At 38.5% G+C, this 16,092-nt stretch carries 17 protein-coding genes; 8 read left to right on the plus strand and 9 right to left on the minus strand.

Translation table 11 applies throughout. The features are described from left to right. The first annotated feature begins 132 nt into the window (after positions 1 to 132). From BMX40_RS01310 to BMX40_RS01320, 3 genes are all read left to right on the plus strand, one after another. Entirely contained in the window at positions 133 to 543 is a 411-nt protein-coding gene (locus BMX40_RS01310) for an NUDIX hydrolase (RefSeq protein ID WP_090866052.1), read from the plus strand. A gap of 18 nt (positions 544 to 561) precedes the next feature. Next, a complete protein-coding gene (locus BMX40_RS01315; RefSeq protein WP_090866054.1) occupies positions 562 to 1,488 on the plus strand; it encodes a phosphotransferase in 927 nt (308 codons plus the stop codon). Positions 1,489 to 1,702: 214 nt separating this feature from the next. Next, positions 1,703 to 2,245 carry a hypothetical protein gene (locus BMX40_RS01320; protein ID WP_090866056.1) on the plus strand — a complete coding sequence of 181 codons (543 nt, stop codon included), beginning with the start codon at positions 1,703 to 1,705 and terminating at the stop codon, positions 2,243 to 2,245. A 37-nt stretch (positions 2,246 to 2,282) separates the two neighbouring features. Here the strand turns inward: BMX40_RS01320 and BMX40_RS01325 are convergent, their stop codons facing one another. Continuing rightward, on the minus strand, positions 2,283 to 3,815 hold the full coding sequence (locus tag BMX40_RS01325; protein WP_090866058.1) for a DHA2 family efflux MFS transporter permease subunit: 1,533 nt from the start codon (positions 3,813 to 3,815) through the stop codon (positions 2,283 to 2,285). Positions 3,816 to 3,981: 166 nt separating this feature from the next. On the opposite strand from BMX40_RS01325, the gene BMX40_RS01330 reads away from it, so the two are divergent. Together BMX40_RS01330 and BMX40_RS01335 are read left to right on the plus strand one after the other, a co-directional pair. Beyond that, positions 3,982 to 4,875: a TetR/AcrR family transcriptional regulator gene (locus tag BMX40_RS01330; RefSeq protein ID WP_090866060.1), complete on the plus strand. Its 894-nt coding sequence runs from the start codon at positions 3,982 to 3,984 to the stop codon at positions 4,873 to 4,875. Between the two features lie 111 nt (positions 4,876 to 4,986). After that, positions 4,987 to 6,312, plus strand: coding sequence for an amino acid permease (locus BMX40_RS01335; protein ID WP_090866064.1), 1,326 nt, complete (start codon positions 4,987 to 4,989; stop codon positions 6,310 to 6,312). On the opposite strand, the gene BMX40_RS01340 is transcribed toward BMX40_RS01335, so the two are convergent. Next, positions 6,309 to 6,938: a LysE family transporter gene (locus tag BMX40_RS01340; RefSeq protein WP_090866065.1), complete on the minus strand. Its 630-nt coding sequence runs from the start codon at positions 6,936 to 6,938 to the stop codon at positions 6,309 to 6,311. The two genes, BMX40_RS01335 and BMX40_RS01340, sit on opposite strands and share 4 nt — an antisense overlap. Positions 6,939 to 7,087: 149 nt before the next feature. Then, a complete protein-coding gene (locus BMX40_RS01345; protein ID WP_170840629.1) occupies positions 7,088 to 7,990 on the minus strand; it encodes an RpnC/YadD family protein in 903 nt (300 codons plus the stop codon). An 88-nt stretch (positions 7,991 to 8,078) separates the two neighbouring features. Between BMX40_RS01345 and BMX40_RS01350 the strand changes: the two genes are divergently transcribed. The 3 genes from BMX40_RS01350 (at position 8,079) to BMX40_RS01360 (ending at position 9,772) form a co-directional block, all read left to right on the plus strand. Continuing rightward, positions 8,079 to 8,612 (plus strand): GNAT family N-acetyltransferase, encoded by a 534-nt coding sequence (locus BMX40_RS01350; RefSeq protein WP_342028657.1) that lies wholly within the window; start codon positions 8,079 to 8,081, stop codon positions 8,610 to 8,612. Then, positions 8,602 to 9,039 (plus strand): metallothiol transferase FosB, encoded by a 438-nt coding sequence (gene fosB / locus BMX40_RS01355; RefSeq protein ID WP_090866071.1) that lies wholly within the window; start codon positions 8,602 to 8,604, stop codon positions 9,037 to 9,039. Before BMX40_RS01350 ends, fosB begins: the two co-directional genes overlap by 11 nt. Positions 9,040 to 9,208: 169 nt before the next feature. Continuing rightward, entirely contained in the window at positions 9,209 to 9,772 is a 564-nt protein-coding gene (locus BMX40_RS01360; RefSeq protein WP_090866073.1) for a DUF6241 domain-containing protein, read from the plus strand. Between the two features lie 360 nt (positions 9,773 to 10,132). On the opposite strand, the gene BMX40_RS01365 is transcribed toward BMX40_RS01360, so the two are convergent. The 6 genes from BMX40_RS01365 to BMX40_RS01390 are packed head-to-tail and all read right to left on the minus strand — an operon-like array spanning position 10,133 to position 15,996. Continuing rightward, positions 10,133 to 10,573 carry a hypothetical protein gene (locus tag BMX40_RS01365; RefSeq protein ID WP_090866076.1) on the minus strand — a complete coding sequence of 147 codons (441 nt, stop codon included), beginning with the start codon at positions 10,571 to 10,573 and terminating at the stop codon, positions 10,133 to 10,135. Between the two features lie 21 nt (positions 10,574 to 10,594). Beyond that, on the minus strand, positions 10,595 to 12,121 hold the full coding sequence (locus tag BMX40_RS01370) for an ABC transporter substrate-binding protein (RefSeq protein ID WP_090866078.1): 1,527 nt from the start codon (positions 12,119 to 12,121) through the stop codon (positions 10,595 to 10,597). Beyond that, positions 12,118 to 13,140 carry an ABC transporter ATP-binding protein gene (locus BMX40_RS01375; protein WP_090866080.1) on the minus strand — a complete coding sequence of 341 codons (1,023 nt, stop codon included), beginning with the start codon at positions 13,138 to 13,140 and terminating at the stop codon, positions 12,118 to 12,120. The genes BMX40_RS01370 and BMX40_RS01375 overlap by 4 nt, the downstream gene beginning before the upstream one ends. After that, positions 13,130 to 14,140, minus strand: coding sequence for an ABC transporter ATP-binding protein (locus BMX40_RS01380; RefSeq protein WP_090866082.1), 1,011 nt, complete (start codon positions 14,138 to 14,140; stop codon positions 13,130 to 13,132). The genes BMX40_RS01375 and BMX40_RS01380 overlap by 11 nt, the downstream gene beginning before the upstream one ends. Further along, positions 14,130 to 15,038, minus strand: coding sequence for an ABC transporter permease (locus tag BMX40_RS01385; protein WP_244513304.1), 909 nt, complete (start codon positions 15,036 to 15,038; stop codon positions 14,130 to 14,132). Before BMX40_RS01385 ends, BMX40_RS01380 begins: the two co-directional genes overlap by 11 nt. A gap of 43 nt (positions 15,039 to 15,081) precedes the next feature. Beyond that, positions 15,082 to 15,996 carry an ABC transporter permease gene (locus tag BMX40_RS01390; protein WP_090866084.1) on the minus strand — a complete coding sequence of 305 codons (915 nt, stop codon included), beginning with the start codon at positions 15,994 to 15,996 and terminating at the stop codon, positions 15,082 to 15,084. Positions 15,997 to 16,092: the final 96 nt, after the last annotated feature.

Consider the following 16,092-nt stretch of genomic DNA (forward strand, 5'->3'; position numbering starts at 1 on the left):
AGTCGTATATGAACTAGAGGTGATGGATGATGAATATCGGATCATGGGTGGCAATAGCAATTGCCGTAGCAGTTGCAATTGGACTTTTCAATCAATCTTCTAAAAAGAAAAAATAAGGGGAAAGCGAATTCGATGAAAACATGGTACGGCGCTGCAGGAGTTTGTGTGAATGACCGGAATGAAATACTAATGGTCAAGCAAGGGGCTACAAATGAAGAAAAACGGTGGTCGGTTCCTTCAGGTGAAAAAGAAGCTGGAGAAACATTTGAGGAGTGCTGTGTGCGAGAAATGCAGGAGGAGACAGGATATGAAGTGAAAGTTGTTCGTTTCCTGTTCTCCAAAAAAAGAACGCTAGAAAGCAATCTTATAGAAGTTCATTATTTTGAGGTTGAAGTTTGTGGTGGAGAAGTGAAAATACAAGATCCGGATCAGCTTATTCATGAAGTTGACTGGAAGACGGAAAGAGAAGTAGACATGCTTGATTTAACTTATCCAGATGATCGGGAGAAAATCATAGAGTTGATGACAAAAAAACAAATATAGTAGAGGAATGAGCATTCGATGACAGGGAAGAAAATTATTCAACAGTTTGGATTTGAAGAAGAAGACGAACCGAAAAGTATTTATCCTTTTTCGCCCGTATATAAGGTGAAAGCAGGGGATCAGGATTATATTATTAAACGAACGCAAACGAATTATAAAGGATTAATCAACTATACGAGGATGCTATCATCGGAAGGGATTCCAGTCGTAACACCAGTTTCTTTAACGGAGGATAATCCACAGCTGATAGAGGATGATGCATATGTTGTTTACCCATTTATTCATGGCTCATCTTATGGTGCAAAAAAGGATAAGATTTATGAAGCGGGGAAGTTACTCGGAAAAATTCATGCATTATCACCTGCAGAAAACCAATATGGACTTGGCGAGTATGATGTTTACGATTTTAATGAAGAAGAAGTTACGGAAAGTGTGGAAGCAATAGCAAAACATGCCACAAAGTTTCAAGCTGATATAGATGCAAATAAGCTACAAAAAAAGTTCATACGTATTATGGAAAATCAAAATGCTTTAAAAAATGCAGAATTGCCTCATGTTGCAACGCCGCATGATTATAAGGCGAATAATTTAATATACACCCCATCGCCATATTTGATTGACCCAGATAACGCTACATGGATTCCCAGAATATTTGATCTCGCATTAGCTTTATTATTATTTCATAATGAATTGGAATCTGCACCTGATCGACTATTCACTCCAAGCGAGTGGCGTACGTTTTTATCGGGGTATCAAAGCCATATACAGTTGACAGAGCCAGAAATCCTAGCATGGAAACAAGCGGTTGAGCATGTTTTCTTAGATGAAGTAATGTGGTTGATGGCAGAGTTCGAGGAAGATTGGGAGCAGGAATCTCAACATGGCTTGTTTAAGCAATTAATTGACGTTCTTTATGACAATTCATCCTATACGTTAAGTGAATAATTTATTATTAGGGGTTGTGAAAAAAAAGGTGAATAGGACAGCTTCTAAAAAATAAGTAAATTTTTTCCTTATTTTTGAAACCTTTTGATACGTTCATTCGTCTAATAGTATACACACTTGTTTAGAGTCAAAATGATTTATGGTCTACAATCTACATATCAACGAGGAAAGAAACAGAGAATGGGGTAATTGATAAGTAATTCAGGAGGAGAAAATGAGAAGAGCGCTTTCTATCTTGGTTTTGGTTGGTTTCCTTGTCGGAGGTTGTTCACATGCAACGCTTTTAGAAGCAATTGAAGGTAGTGGTCTTGTTGAACATGATAAACCAGAAATATTATATTCCGATGACGAGGAAGGAATTGTAATCTTTTTAGCAAAAGATTCAGAAGGCAATTATAGACTTTGTCGTGGTTCGTACACCGTATCAAATAATCGCTACAATGTAGAATCGAGTGGTTACTACGCAAAAGAAGTTAATATATTTGGTAAAAGTGATTTTATCGCTGTAGATTCTATAGAAGATGGATCAGATAAGCAGAAACATATTGTCTGGGGTGGAATTTTTCATTATCCAAAGGCTGAAGAGGTTCATTACTTTGTAAAGGATGAAAATGGGGAAGAATTACATCAAAATAAAACGGTAATTACTAGTAAACATATTTTCATTGACGAACTGCCTGCTCATATTGAAGAGCCACATGAAGTTACGTATCAAGTAGTAGATGATGAAGGGAATATTATTGTAGACAAGAGTTAAAAAGCCGCTAGGAGATAAATTCCTAAGCGGCTTTTCTCTATTCTGTTACATATTTCTTGGAGGCTTTAATATTATCTTCCTCCGTTTTATCATTTTCTTGATTAGATTGCTCGGATCTTACTCGACGAATAAAGAAGGCAAGAATAAGAGCGACGACTATAATGATTGTGGAAATGAGGAAGCTTGAATTGATTCCTTCCAGCATGGCCTCATTCAAAATTTGCTGTTCCATTTGAGCCATTTCTTCTGGTGATTGTACTGTACTGGGATCAATTGTAGCGATTGCTTCGGCTGCTTTTGATTCGGTACGTCCGTTCATAATTGTAATCAATAACGCAGACCCAATCGCACCAGATACTTGTTGCAACGTATTATTCATTGCCGTACCGTGTGGATAATCAATTTGCGTTAGCTGATTCAAGCCATTCGTCATAATTGGCATCATAACCATCGACATTCCCAATGCTCGAACGGCAAAAATGATTACAAGCGCTGTATAGGAAATAGTCATATCCAAACGGCTGAATAAGAAGGATGTGACAATTGTTATTAGTAACCCTATTATCGCCAGTGTTTTTGGACCGTATTTGTCAAATAGTCTTCCTGTAATTGGAGACATAATCCCCATTACTAAGGCACCAGGTAACATGAGTAGCCCTGCTTCAAACGGTGAAAAGCCACGTACGGTCTGAACGTATATCGGTAATAAAATCATACCGGAGAATAATGCCATTGCCAGTACGATGGAAATAGTTTGTGATAAAGCAAACATTGGATATTTGAATATCTGGAACTTTAAAAGTGGTTCCTCCAAGCGTAGTTGTCTTAGGATAAGTACAATTAAGGCAATTGCACCAACAATAATTGTTCCGTATACGGTTGGATCTCCCCATCCATTGTCTCCGGCGAAGCTAAACCCATACAATAATCCGCCAAAACCAAGACTAGATAACAAGATAGATAATACATCAAGTTTGATTTCTCGCTGAGGTGTAATATTTTTTAGCTTCCAGACCGCATAAATAAGGGTAAATGCTGCAAAAGGAATAACAATATAAAATAAGGTTCTCCAGTTATAATGCTCTACGATCCACCCAGATAGTGTTGGACCTAGTGCTGGAGCAACAACCATAACGAGACCAAAGAATCCCATCGCTGTTCCTCTTTTTTCAACTGGAAACGATACAAGCATTACATTCATGAGCAACGGCATCATGACAGCAGACCCTGCAGCTTGAATCATTCTTGCTGCAACTAAAACACCAAATGTAGGTGATAGGCCAGCAAGTATTGTACCTACTGTAAAGAGGCCCATCGCTGTAATGAATAAAGAGCGGTTCGTAAAACGTTGGATTAAGAATGCACTTGCAGGAATTAATATCCCGTTTACTAATAAATATCCAGTAGATAACCACTGTACTGCTGTTGGCTTCACCTCAAATTCATTCATAATGGTAGGTAAAGCTACGTTCAGTAATGTTTCGTTTAATATAGCAACAAACGCACCAATAAACAATATTGCTATCATTGCATAAGGTGGTTTGGTTGGGATTTGGTTGGTTTCTCCCATGTTTCATTCCTTCTTTCTACGATATAAGGTAATTTAAATAGCACTTAAGTATTTTATACCCGTAGTCTAAAAAATGCAACACTAATTCTTTACTTTTCAGTGATTAATTGAAATTAACGTATTTTTAAACTAGAATGGTAGTACAAAGTTTAGAAAAGGTGGACCTATGAACAAGAAAAAGAAACAAATTATAGATGCTGCATTACAATTATTTGTTGATAAAGGATTTGCTTTAACATCCATTCAAGATATTATTGATGAAGCAAATGTGGCAAAAGGTACGTTTTATAATTATTTTGCTTCGAAAAATGATTGTCTAATGGCAATTTTGGATTTTGTTCATCAAGAAGCAGATCGCAGACGTCAAGCGGAAGCAATTGGAAAGTCTGTAACGGATGAATCTGTATTGGTGAAACAAATTGCAATTCGGATGAATATAAATCGAGAACACCGTTTAATATCTTTGTTTGAGACAGTTGGTTTTTCAGATGATAAGGAATTAATCGCCTTTATTAAGCAACAGCATATTGATGAGATCGAATGGCTTGCTAAACGGCTAGAGGAGGTATTTTCTCAAGAAACGGCTGATTATGCTTTAGATCAAGCAGTTATTTTATTAGGAATGATTCATCATTTCATGCATGTATGGACGTTAGGGTCGGAAAAGGAGATTACAACAGAGAATATCATTCGATTTGCTTTAAAGCGGTTGAAGCCAATGATATCAGACCAAACAGAAAGGAAAGATGTTTTCTTACCAAGGGGCTGGCTTTCGGGATCAACGAATGAATCGAAAGCAAAGAGAGAATTGGTAGAACTTATCGTTAAAGCGATCCAGCGTTTACAAACGGAGCTGTTAAAAGAAAAGGAAATAAATGTATCAGAGGAGCTTGAATATACTAATTTTCTATTAAAAGAGGTTCAATCCGATCAACCTAGGACATTTTTGTTTGAACGTATTACGGAATCTCTTTCCCAGTTACTTCAAACAAAACCGTTCAATCAACAAACTACACAGTTGTCTCAACAAATTTCAATTCTAACTCAAAAGCTAAAATGATAGCTTGTATAGCTCTCCTACCACGCCGAACGGACTTAGTAAAAATTTCAAATTTATTATTTCTTAAATTGGGGATTTTATAAAGGTGTAGTGTATGAGGAGGTTGCGGCGATGAAACGAGAAAGTAAGCAGTCGAAGAATATGAAATGGTGGCAATTGGCGCTGTTTGGTGTGGGCTGTACAATTGGAACAGGTTTTTTTCTAGGTTCAGCTGTTGGTATTCAATTAGGCGGTCCATCATTGGTTATCGGGATTTTATTAGCTGGATTGACCACCTATATTGTCTTTGATGCCTTAGCACGTTTAACAGCAGAAAAACCCGAAAAAGGAGCCTTTCGCACGTATGCAAAACAAGCATTTGGCCATTGGGCTGGGTTTAGTATTGGCTGGATGTATTGGTTTGCTGAAATATTAATTATGGGTAGTCAGTTGACAGCGCTATCTATTTTTTCTCGCTTTTGGTTTCCTGCTATTCCACTTTGGTTATTTGCATTGGGGTATGCAGTATTAGGAATATTTGTCCTCTTAATCGGAGCAAAGGGATTGAGTAAGATTGAAAATATCTTTGCCGTCTTAAAGCTTGCTGCAATCGTAATGTTTATCGTAATTGCAGCAGCATTTGTGTTTGGTTTTGTTGATGGAGCCAAACAATTAAACATACCAAATTCACTGGGTGATCTATTTCCAACTGGGTTTACCGGTTTTTGGGCTAGTTTAATTTTTGCTTTTTATGCTTTTGGTGGCATTGAAGTAATGGGATTAATGGCAATCCAGCTAAAAGATCCTAAGGAAGCCCCTAAATCTGGTAGAGTAATGGTTTTATCATTGGTTGTTATTTATGTCATATCTCTCGCACTAGCTTTAGTTTTAGTACCTTGGGATGTATTCCAGACAGATGAAAGTCCGTTTATTGTAGCATTTAAGGATTTTGATTTAGGATTTGTACCACATCTATTTAATGGGGCCTTGATTATTGCAGGTTTCTCAACAATGGTCGCATCGTTTTACGGTGTAACAACCATTCTTGTTTCGTTAGCACAGGATAAGGATGCTCCCGCTTTTTTTGCAAAGGAAGGAAGACTAGCTGTTCCTTTTCCATCGTTAGGGATGCTTGTTTTAGGGTTAGCTGCTTCCATTATCATGTCCCTCGCGTTACCAGAAAAAATTTATACCTATATCACTACTGGGGCTGGTTTAATGCTTCTCTATAATTGGCTTTTTATTATCTTGTCTGCAAGAAGATTGCAGAAGGTTACGTTGATGGACAAGGTCAAATACTATCTTGGTATCCTATTCCTGCTAGCAGGTATAAGTGGCACATTACTTGATAAAACCAATCGTCCAGGATTTTTCATCAGTGTTGGTATTTTACTTCTAATTGGAACAGTAGCCTTTTTTATGAATCGTAAATGGAAAAAGGAAGAAAAGAACGCTTAGTGCTGTATCAGTAGTAAAACGCCTTGCCAGCCAAAATAAATTCCAAACCCAATCAGAGCTAGTCCTGATACAATGGCAATGAATGTTAGTATCTGATCATTAAGCAATTTTCGAAAACTACTGGATACAGCGGCCATTGCCACATCCCAAGCTAATAAACCGATAAAGATGGCAATGCTATACATAATCAATGCTTGGTATCCATAATCGGTAGCCGTCTTTGCAAGAACAGATCCATAGATCCCTAACCAAAATAAGATGGTTAATGGATTGGTAATTGACATAATAAACCCTGCAAAAAAAGACTTATACAGTGGTTCGGTATTCCGATCCTGGCTTGCTTTAACTTCGTTTGCACGAATCATGCTTTCAATCCCAGTGTAAATGAGAACAAACCCTCCAAATAACCACAAAAATGTTTTTATAAATGGAGTATCGATGACATGAACTACTCCTAAATAGACGATTAACATATAAAGTCCATCTGCAGTAATTGCCCCTAGCCCTACAAACCATGCTGGAAAAAATCCACCTTTAATCCCTCTGTCTAATTGTGCAGCGTTAACAGGTCCGATCGGTGCCGCGAGCGATAAACCCAATAATATATAACTAATGAAGACGTTCAATATCTACACTCCTTTATTTCTCGATGTAATTATGTCTATTCAAGAAGGAGTGCTTGTACAACTTAATTTACAATTTTTTTTAGCTAACCTCTTTTTGTTGTTCTATTCCTGTTTTTCCACCTTTCCAATATCTCCAATTAATTCCCTAATTAATGTCTATTATCAAGGTAATCCATTAACTCCAGTAAAGTAGGAGCTAGTTTGGATTGATTTGACTTCCATGAGTTTTGATAAATTATGATTTTTTCTTTCTTAAAATAAGTAGCGAGTTCTCTGATTAATTTCTGCTGTAGTTCTTTGGGGAGTGGTAATTGATAATCAATGAAGAAAACTAATGCATGAATATATTTATTATTTCTTTTCGTGTCAATTGGAAAACGCGTAAAGATGTGGATCAATAGATTTCGTTTTAAGGAATATCGTTTTGTTGTGTTGTTCCTAGATGAGTTTGCATATTTCACTGCCAGAACGACCGTTGCAAAGGGGTTTGTTGACTTTTTTAATTCCGTTATACGAACTGCTTCAACGTCATAGGAGTGAAATACGTAAATAAGTGCTGAGTCATAAAAGGAATGGTAATAATAATCGTTACTTTTTGAGCTATTATTCGTTAGAAGAGCGATTGTATAGATTTCTTGATCGTATCTGTCCAATATTTGATAAAAATATTGAAACATTTTCTTATGGAAGTGTTGCGTATCGCTGTCTTGAACACCGATATGAATGAGTATCCATTTTTCATCCCCATTCTGTAGAATTACTTTAACTAAATGATTAACAGCTTGTTGGTCTTTTTTGTTCGCGATTAATTGCTGATATAATTTGTGTTGTAAAAATTCCTTACGCTTCGAAAAATCGATTGCATGATATAACTCAGGAGCAAAGAATTGGATGAATTCCTCAAATAAACCAGCAATTAATTTTTTCCAAAGTGCGTCATAACCCCGGATGAAGTAGGGTTCGTTTTTTTCACATATCAATTGAAAAGTCAACGTTATCACTTCCTTAATTACATTATATAGGAACATATGTTCGATTTCAACAATTTTCATTGTATAATAAAGGAAACCGAAAGAGTATGTAGAATTAATACATAAATGAGGATTTAAAAAGGTTCTGACGGATATAAAAGTTATATGGTTGGAAAATACAACAAAGGAAACGGTGGAGAACATGGACTTAAAGACGAAAAACATGACAGAAAATGACGCAATCGATATATTAACTTGGAAGTACGAGAAGCCTTATGATGTATATAATAATGTGCTTACTGGAGATGCGATTCTCGAACTATTAAACGGGTCTTATAAAATGATCGTTGACCACGAAGATCGTATTATTGGTATTTTTTGTATTGGTGAATCTGCTAAAGTTCCTGCTGGTGAGAAGTTTCATGTTTATGAAGAGGATTGTGTCGATGTTGGGATAGGGATGAATCCTGACTTAACGGGAAAAGGATATGGTTACGAGTACTTTGCCTATATTCTTGAGGAAGTGGCGAAAAAATATTCAAATGATATTCGTTTGTCAGTAGCGACGTTTAATCAACGTGCCATTCACCTTTATGAAAAGTTTGGCTTTAAAAAAGAAAAGATATTTTATAAGGATTCTATGGAATTTATTACCATGGTGAAACGTAGAGATAGGAAAGAGGAGGCGTATTTTGAAAATTAAAGGAATAAACCATCTATTATTTTCTGTTTCTGATCTAGATACATCCATTGCTTTCTACGAGAATGTATTTGATGCGAAACTATTGGTCAAAGGAAGATCAACAGCATATTTTGACCTTAATGGGTTATGGCTAGCTCTAAATGAGGAAAAAAACATACCTCGAAGCGAAGTTCATGAATCGTATACGCATATTGCATTTTCCATTGATGAGGAAGATATAACGGAGGCTTATCAGAAGTTGGAACGATTAAATGTTTCCATTTTAACCGGAAGACCACGTGATCAGCGTGATAAGCAATCTATCTATTTTACGGATCCAGATGGACATAAGTTTGAATTTCATACCGGAACACGAGAGGAACGGATAGAATACTACCGGGAAGCAAAGCCACATATGGATTTCTATTCTGCACGTAATAGGGAGTAGTGTTCACATCAGATTTTGGTGAGTGCTCCACTCTACTAGATATCTGATTCGATCACAGGGGGAGAAGGAAGCTCCAGCGAATTTCACGAATATAGAAGAAGTTGGAATAGGACGACATACGTAAATACATCGAGTGACAGCATCCAAATTGAATTTTGGAGGGGTAGGAATGTATCGAGTAGTGTTAAGTGGACTTGTCTGTATATTAATAGTCTTAATTGGATTTGGAGGCTGGAATGTTTACCAATGGCTTACTAGTGAAGAGCAAAAGAGCGAAAAAGACAGCGATATGGCATCGGCTGAGGTGGAAGAACTAGAAAAGCAGCGAATGGAAATCCAGGGAGAGATTTCTGAAGATGATTTAACACGTTTTGCAGAGGAAGGATTAAATCCTTTTGGTCAATCAACAGCTATGAACGAATTAACAGATACTTTTTATCAAGAATATCTTCATGGGATGTCCCATCAAAAGGTGAAAGCAGATGCAAAATGGGGGTTTTATGAAATACATCCAGAGCGGATTAACTGGTTATTAGCTGGATTAAATGAAGTGGAACTTGAACATGAAGATGTGTACCGCGGTATTTTAGAAAAATGGGATAAAGGGGATTTTACAACTGCTGATTTAGATCATAATGCAATCTGGAGACTTCAAGGCGGTACTATTGGAGAGGCAACCGGTGTTTATAGTCCTGCAGAGGAACAAGCTTACTTGAAAAGTCAGGCAGAATAGAACAGCGCTATTTGAATGATAACATGGTCTTGTTTCTCTTTGGATCAAAGTAGCACCGCATTAGGGGATTGATGCGAAGTGTTTATTCCATTTCATTAAAAAGCCCATCGCATGAATGGAATGCAATGGGCCTCTCAAAATTCTATTTTATCCCGCATATAACTGGCGGGCAGACATAAACGCGACGTCCTATCGCATTGTCGGCACTAGCACGTCCTGTGCGTCGTAAGCCCCCCACTTCAAACCTACGAGGTATAACCAAGGAGGTTAAGTGGGTGCAACTGAAAGTCAAATGTCCGATTCGTTCATCTAACAATTAGTGGGGGGATGAAGAAAACTGCCACTGATTGAAGCTTCACTTTATTGTTGTTCTGTTACATGAATAATATGAACGAAATGATCGTCTTCGTCTGTACGAACATGCTCTACTTTCCAATGGTTTGCTAACATCTGTTTCAATGTGCTTAACTGGTCCTCGGTTACGCGCACGTTGTAAAACGTAGCATCCTCCATTTGGTAGTCGGTACCTTCTTGAAGGGAAAATTTTAGGCCTAATAAACGTTTAATACCAAACTTTGAAACGTATTTAATCGTATAGCCTGATTCAATAGCTTGTTCAATATTGCCAGGAGCCTTTTTACTAGCCTCTATTAAATCCGCATAATCGAAACTATCATCGAAGTTGTTAAGTGCCTCAACATCTTCATTTTTGATAGTTGTGATTAAGGTTTCGCGAGCCATCCCCTTAGCAATAAGGGTTTCAATCATATATGTTTCCCATAAAGAAATTGCTGTAGTCATTTCCATTCCCTCCTATACGGATTACTCACTTAATGTGATTTCATCTACATAATAAAGCTCATCAAGTCTAGGTGTATAGTCAATTCGATCATTCACACCATAACGACCTTCCAATTGGAATAGATAAACAACAGGACGCTCTTCAGCAAAGATTTGTTGAACCTCTTGATATTGTGCAGCGCGTTCTTCTTCGTTCATGTTATAAGCAGCTTCATCAAGTAGTGCTTCTACTTCCTCATTAGAATAGCTCGTTACGTTATCTTCTTTAAATAATTCTAGGATACTACCATCAAACATATCATTACCCCAACCAACAAAGACACCTTCATCTAAATCCTCATTGAAAAGACGATCTGCGAATTGGCTTTGTTCAATTAACTCAATGTCAGCTGTAATTCCAACCTCATCAAGCATCCCTACTACAACTTCAGCCATTTCGGTATAGTAATTGTTTACCGAGATTTCAACGGTAACACCATCTTTATATCCAGCTTCTGCTAGAATTTCCTTCGCACGTTCTGGGTCATAAAGATACGTGTCATAAAGTGATTCATCTGCTCCAAAGTTACCAGGAGTGACATGTGTTCTTGTTGCTGTTGCAGATCCAAGTAAAATTTCGTCGATAATTACTTGGTTGTCTATTGCTAAATCAATTGCTTCACGAACAGCAGGATCAGCGGTTGTTGCACCTTCTTCGGTTGATAACCATAGTTGAATAACACGTTGGATTGGTGCTAATGCGACATGCGTACCTTCGTTTTCATCAATCCGTTCCATATCAGCTGTAGGGATGTTAAATGCTACATCCACTCCATCTGTTAATAGCTCAGATACACGAGTTGAATCCTCTGGTACAACCGCGAAATGAACCGTCTCCCATTTTGGTTCTTCTACAAAGTAATCCTCATATTTCACTAACTCCACATGGTCATCACGTTCCCATGCGCTAAATTGATAAGGACCAGTACCTACTGGGTTATCGAAAAATTCATCTGCTCCAACTTCCTCAAAATGATTAGCTGGGAGAATACTTGCTGCAGGGGTAGATAATCGACTTAATAACTGTGGATCTGGTTCCCCAGTTACAACGCGTACCGTATGCTCGTCTACTACCTCTACATGGTCGATTTCGCGAAATGTTGAATTTTGTTGTAGCGTTGTGTCTGTTGCAACACGTTCTAATGAGAATTTAACATCCTCTGCCGTAAATGCATCCCCATTATGGAAAGTTACATCCTCTTCTAATTCAAATTCCCAGGTTACGTCATCTACTTTTTCCCAATTTGTTGCTAGATCTGGAATGATTTCACCAGATGCGTCACGCTGGATTAATTTACTATACATGTTTACAAGAACAGCAGAAGTAGTAATTACACTGTTATTATGTGGATCAAGCGTCGTAATGTCTGCTGGATTTGCAACGGTTATTAATTCATAGCCAGAAGCTTCTTCCCCTTCTGTTGACGGCTCGTCTGGATCAGAAAAGCTACAAGCTGAGATAAGTAATACTGTGATTAGCAAGATGCTAAGAAAAGATAATTTTTTCATGAATTTCTTCCTCCTATATTTTCTAAGTTGTTTGGTGCTTGTACTGGATGATGACAAGCATAGTGATGATTTACTTCATGCTCCAACAATTCAGGTGCATTTGTGTGACAACCTTCTGTTGCATTTGGACATCTGCTAACAAATGGACAACCACGTGTTGGACTCATTAAGCTTGGTGGCTCCCCCTTAACCAATGTTTTTTCTTTGCGATGACGCGGGTTGGATGGGGGAACCGCATCAAGCAATGCCTTCGTGTAGGGATGTTTCGGATTCGTAAATAATACATCGCGATCAGCAATTTCAACAATCTGCCCAGCGTACATAATCGCAATGCGATCACTTATATGCTTCACAGCTGGGAGCCCATGTGCGATAAAAATAAACGCTATTCCATAGTTCTTTTGTAACTGCTTTAGCAAATTTAGAATTTGTGCTTGAATCGATACATCCAAAGCAGAAACTGCCTCATCACACACAATGAGATTCGGTTTTAGTGCGATGGCGCGCGCGATACTGAGTCGCTGTCTTTGACCACCACTAAATTGGTGCGGATAACGGTTCAGGTGATGTTTGCCAAGTCCTACTTCCTCTAATAGCTCAAGAGCACGCTTATCAAGATCTTCTTTAGACATTTTTTCATGAATCCGTAATGGTTCGGTAACGATTTGTTTTGCCGTCATTCTTGGATTCAAGGAAGCGTACGGATCTTGAAATACCATTTGGATCCGTTTTTGTGTTTGTTTTCGTTGCTTCTTCGTTTGGTTGAAAATATCTTTATCTTGAAAAACAACTTCACCCTCAGTAGGCTGTAGCAATTGCATGATCAGCTTTGCTACGGTTGATTTTCCAGATCCAGATTCCCCAACAATGCCAAGGGTCTCTCCGGCTCGAACGTGAAAGCTAACACCATCCACGGCCTTAACTACCTGTTGCTCCTTTTTGTTTCCCTTCTTCTGAACAGGAAAATGCTTCTTTAATCCTGCCACCTTAAGTAAGACATTCTTTGGATCACTTTTCATGTAGAACACCTTCTTTTACAGGGTGAATGCAACGGACGTCATGTCCTTTTTCTAGTGTTCTTAACTCAGGTACCGCTGTTAAACAGGCTTCCGTTGCAAACGGGCACCTAGGATAAAAGGCACACCCCTCTGGTTTATTTGCAAGATTTGGTGCATTTCCACTTATAGGCTCCAACTCTTCCACCTGTGAATCTAATGTCGGCATTGCTTTCATTAGTCCAATGGTATATGGGTGTTGTGGATGTTCAAATAAGTCATACACAGTTGCAGATTCAACAATCTTTCCGGCATACATCACGAGGACACGGTCTGCAATATCTGCTACCACACTTAAGTCATGCGTTATGAAAATAACACCAGTTCCATTACGTTTATTCAAGTCTTTAATGAGTGCTAGTATTTGTGCTTGTGTTGTGACGTCCAATGCGGTTGTTGGTTCATCTGCAATTAATAGTTTTGGATCACCCGCTAATGCGATGGCGATCATGACACGTTGCCGCATTCCACCAGATAATTGATGGGGAAAACGGTTCGCTACAGCCTCTGCATCTGGAATCTCCACTTGTTTCAGTAAATCAATTGCGTTATCCATAGTCTCTCGTTTTGATTTACTAGGTTGATTGATTCGTAATGCTTCCGCAATTTGACTCTTTATTCGTAGCATTGGATTTAAAGATGACATTGGCTCCTGGAATATCATGGACATTTCTTTTCCGCGTAACTGGCGGCGTTCTTTCTTGGATAGCGTTAATATATTGCTTCCTTGGTAGTGAATCGATCCATTAGTTATCGATCCTCCACTTTTGAGTAGTCCCATTATCGATTGTGAAGTAATACTTTTTCCACTACCAGACTCCCCAACAATTGCAACGATTTCACCAGGATTAACGGTAAAGGAGACATCATCGACGACGGTAATACTTTTATTCCCTTTTGCGGAAAACTCCGTAACCAAATGATCCACGGAAAGAAGGGGAGTATGTTGTTCGTTATTCGTCATCGTCATCGCCTCCTTTTTTCAGCTTAGGATCGAGAATGTCGCGTAACCAATCACCCAAGAAGGTAATCGCTAAGACCGTCACGGTGATCGCTAATCCAGGGAAGGTAGCGATCCACCAGCTTGTTGCAATATAGTTTCTTCCATCGTTTAGCATGCTTCCCCAGGTGATATCAGGTGGCTGAACGCCTAACCCCAGAAAGCTTAGGGATGATTCGGTCATAATCGCTGTTGCAATTCCAATCGTAGCTACTACAATGAACGATGATAGTACATTTGGGAGTATATGCTTGGAAATGATATGTGTATTGCTTGCTCCAAGCGTCTTAGCGGATTGAACGAATTCCCGTTCTTTCACACTTAAGACTTCTCCCCGTACTAATCTTGTATATTGTGCCCAGCTGGTAAGTCCAATTACTAGAATCAACGTTACGAGTCCAGGTTCAAACACGACAATTGCTACTAAAACAAGTAGTAAGGTAGGAATAGCAAGCATGGCATCAACAACCCTCATAATCGATTGATCAATCCATGAGCCCCCAAAATAACCAGATAGGAGCCCTAGAAATAAACCAATGATTCCTGCGATCAGTACCGATAATAATCCAACCAATAAGGAAACACGACTTCCGTAAATTAAACGGCTTAATAAGTCTCTTCCAACATGATCCGTTCCTAAAATATACGTACTAGATCCGCCATCCATCCAAAATGGAGGGGTTAAACGCTTAGTTGCGTCCATTGAAAATGGATCGTGTGGAACAACCCATGGGGCAATGATGGCCAAAATAACAATAATACTAACGGTGATAAGACCAATCATCCCTAGTGGCGTGGATAGTTCCAGTATTCGGGAGCCAATATTCTTTAGTTGTTTGGAAAATGAAATCTTATGTTTCAACGTAAGAAGCTCCTCTTCATCGAATTTCTTTCATTCTATAAACCTAGTTATACTTGATCCTTGGGTCAAGCACACGGTAGATGATATCTGTAACTAAGTTAACAACAATCGTGATCAAGGCAATAACAAATACAATAGCTTGAACAACAGCCATGTCACTTGTTTCAATTGCAGTTAATAACAGCCTCCCAATCCCAGGCCAAGAAAACACGGTTTCTACTACAATGGCTCCACCGATTAGTTGTGGAAATTGCAAACCGATAATTGTAACAACTGGAATAAGGGAATTAAGGAATACATGCTTACCAATAACAATGGATTCCATTTGTCCTTTACTTCTAGCCGTTTGAACATATTCCTGCTCAATTACCTCCAACACACTTGCTCGTACTAGCCGTGTCATTTCTGCTGCTAGTGCGACGCCTAATGTAATGGAAGGAAGAACAAAATGTAAGGGTGAGTCTGCACCAGAAACAGGAAAAATAGGGAACATCACCGCGAAAAATAAAATTAACATAATTCCAATCCAAAAGTTAGGCATTGCCTTTCCTACAACGGATATTCCTGATACAAGAAAGTCGATCACCGTATTTCGTTTAAGTGCAGCTAGAATTCCTAATGGGATCGAAATGAAAATAGCGACGGATAATGCCATTAAGGAAAGTGTTAGCGTTGCAGCTAAACGCTCGGTTACAAGCTCAAGTGCAGGTTCTTGGTATTGGTACGAGGTACCAAAGTCACCACGTATCATATCACCCAAGTATTGAAGGTATTGGATATGGAACGGTTCGTCTAAACCAAGTGCCTCTGTTAATATAGCCCGATCCTCTGCCGTGGCATTTTCTGGTAGCATTTGGGAAACAGGATCCCCAGCAACGTATACCAAAGCAAACACAATAAGTGTCAGGATTAGTAGACTTGGTATGATTTGAAGCAGGGAGCGTTTCAAATAACCCAATCTATCACCTCATTTCATAATTGGTAGAACAGTAGTCTACCATCGTGAAGATAGTTTTCCTTCTATAGCTAAAAATGTATGGTAATTGCCAATTTA

The sequence above is a fragment of the Oceanobacillus limi genome, assembly GCF_900111445.1.
GTDB classification, from domain to species: Bacteria; Bacillota; Bacilli; order Bacillales; family Amphibacillaceae; genus Ornithinibacillus; species Ornithinibacillus limi.

Excerpts from the sequence above, each read along its gene's own strand:
- BMX40_RS01310 (WP_090866052.1), top strand. The coding sequence starts at position 133 with ATGAAAACATGGTACGGCGCTGCAGGAGTTTGTGTGAATGACCGGAAT.
- BMX40_RS01315 (WP_090866054.1), top strand. The coding sequence starts at position 562 with ATGACAGGGAAGAAAATTATTCAACAGTTTGGATTTGAAGAAGAAGAC.
- BMX40_RS01320 (WP_090866056.1), top strand. The coding sequence starts at position 1,703 with ATGAGAAGAGCGCTTTCTATCTTGGTTTTGGTTGGTTTCCTTGTCGGA.
- BMX40_RS01325 (WP_090866058.1), bottom strand. The coding sequence starts at position 3,815 with ATGGGAGAAACCAACCAAATCCCAACCAAACCACCTTATGCAATGATA.
- BMX40_RS01330 (WP_090866060.1), top strand. The coding sequence starts at position 3,982 with ATGAACAAGAAAAAGAAACAAATTATAGATGCTGCATTACAATTATTT.
- BMX40_RS01335 (WP_090866064.1), top strand. The coding sequence starts at position 4,987 with ATGAAACGAGAAAGTAAGCAGTCGAAGAATATGAAATGGTGGCAATTG.
- BMX40_RS01345 (WP_170840629.1), bottom strand. The coding sequence starts at position 7,990 with ATGAAAATTGTTGAAATCGAACATATGTTCCTATATAATGTAATTAAG.
- BMX40_RS01360 (WP_090866073.1), top strand. The coding sequence starts at position 9,209 with ATGTATCGAGTAGTGTTAAGTGGACTTGTCTGTATATTAATAGTCTTA.
- BMX40_RS01365 (WP_090866076.1), bottom strand. The coding sequence starts at position 10,573 with ATGACTACAGCAATTTCTTTATGGGAAACATATATGATTGAAACCCTT.
- BMX40_RS01370 (WP_090866078.1), bottom strand. The coding sequence starts at position 12,121 with ATGAAAAAATTATCTTTTCTTAGCATCTTGCTAATCACAGTATTACTT.
- BMX40_RS01375 (WP_090866080.1), bottom strand. The coding sequence starts at position 13,140 with ATGAAAAGTGATCCAAAGAATGTCTTACTTAAGGTGGCAGGATTAAAG.
- BMX40_RS01380 (WP_090866082.1), bottom strand. The coding sequence starts at position 14,140 with ATGACGAATAACGAACAACATACTCCCCTTCTTTCCGTGGATCATTTG.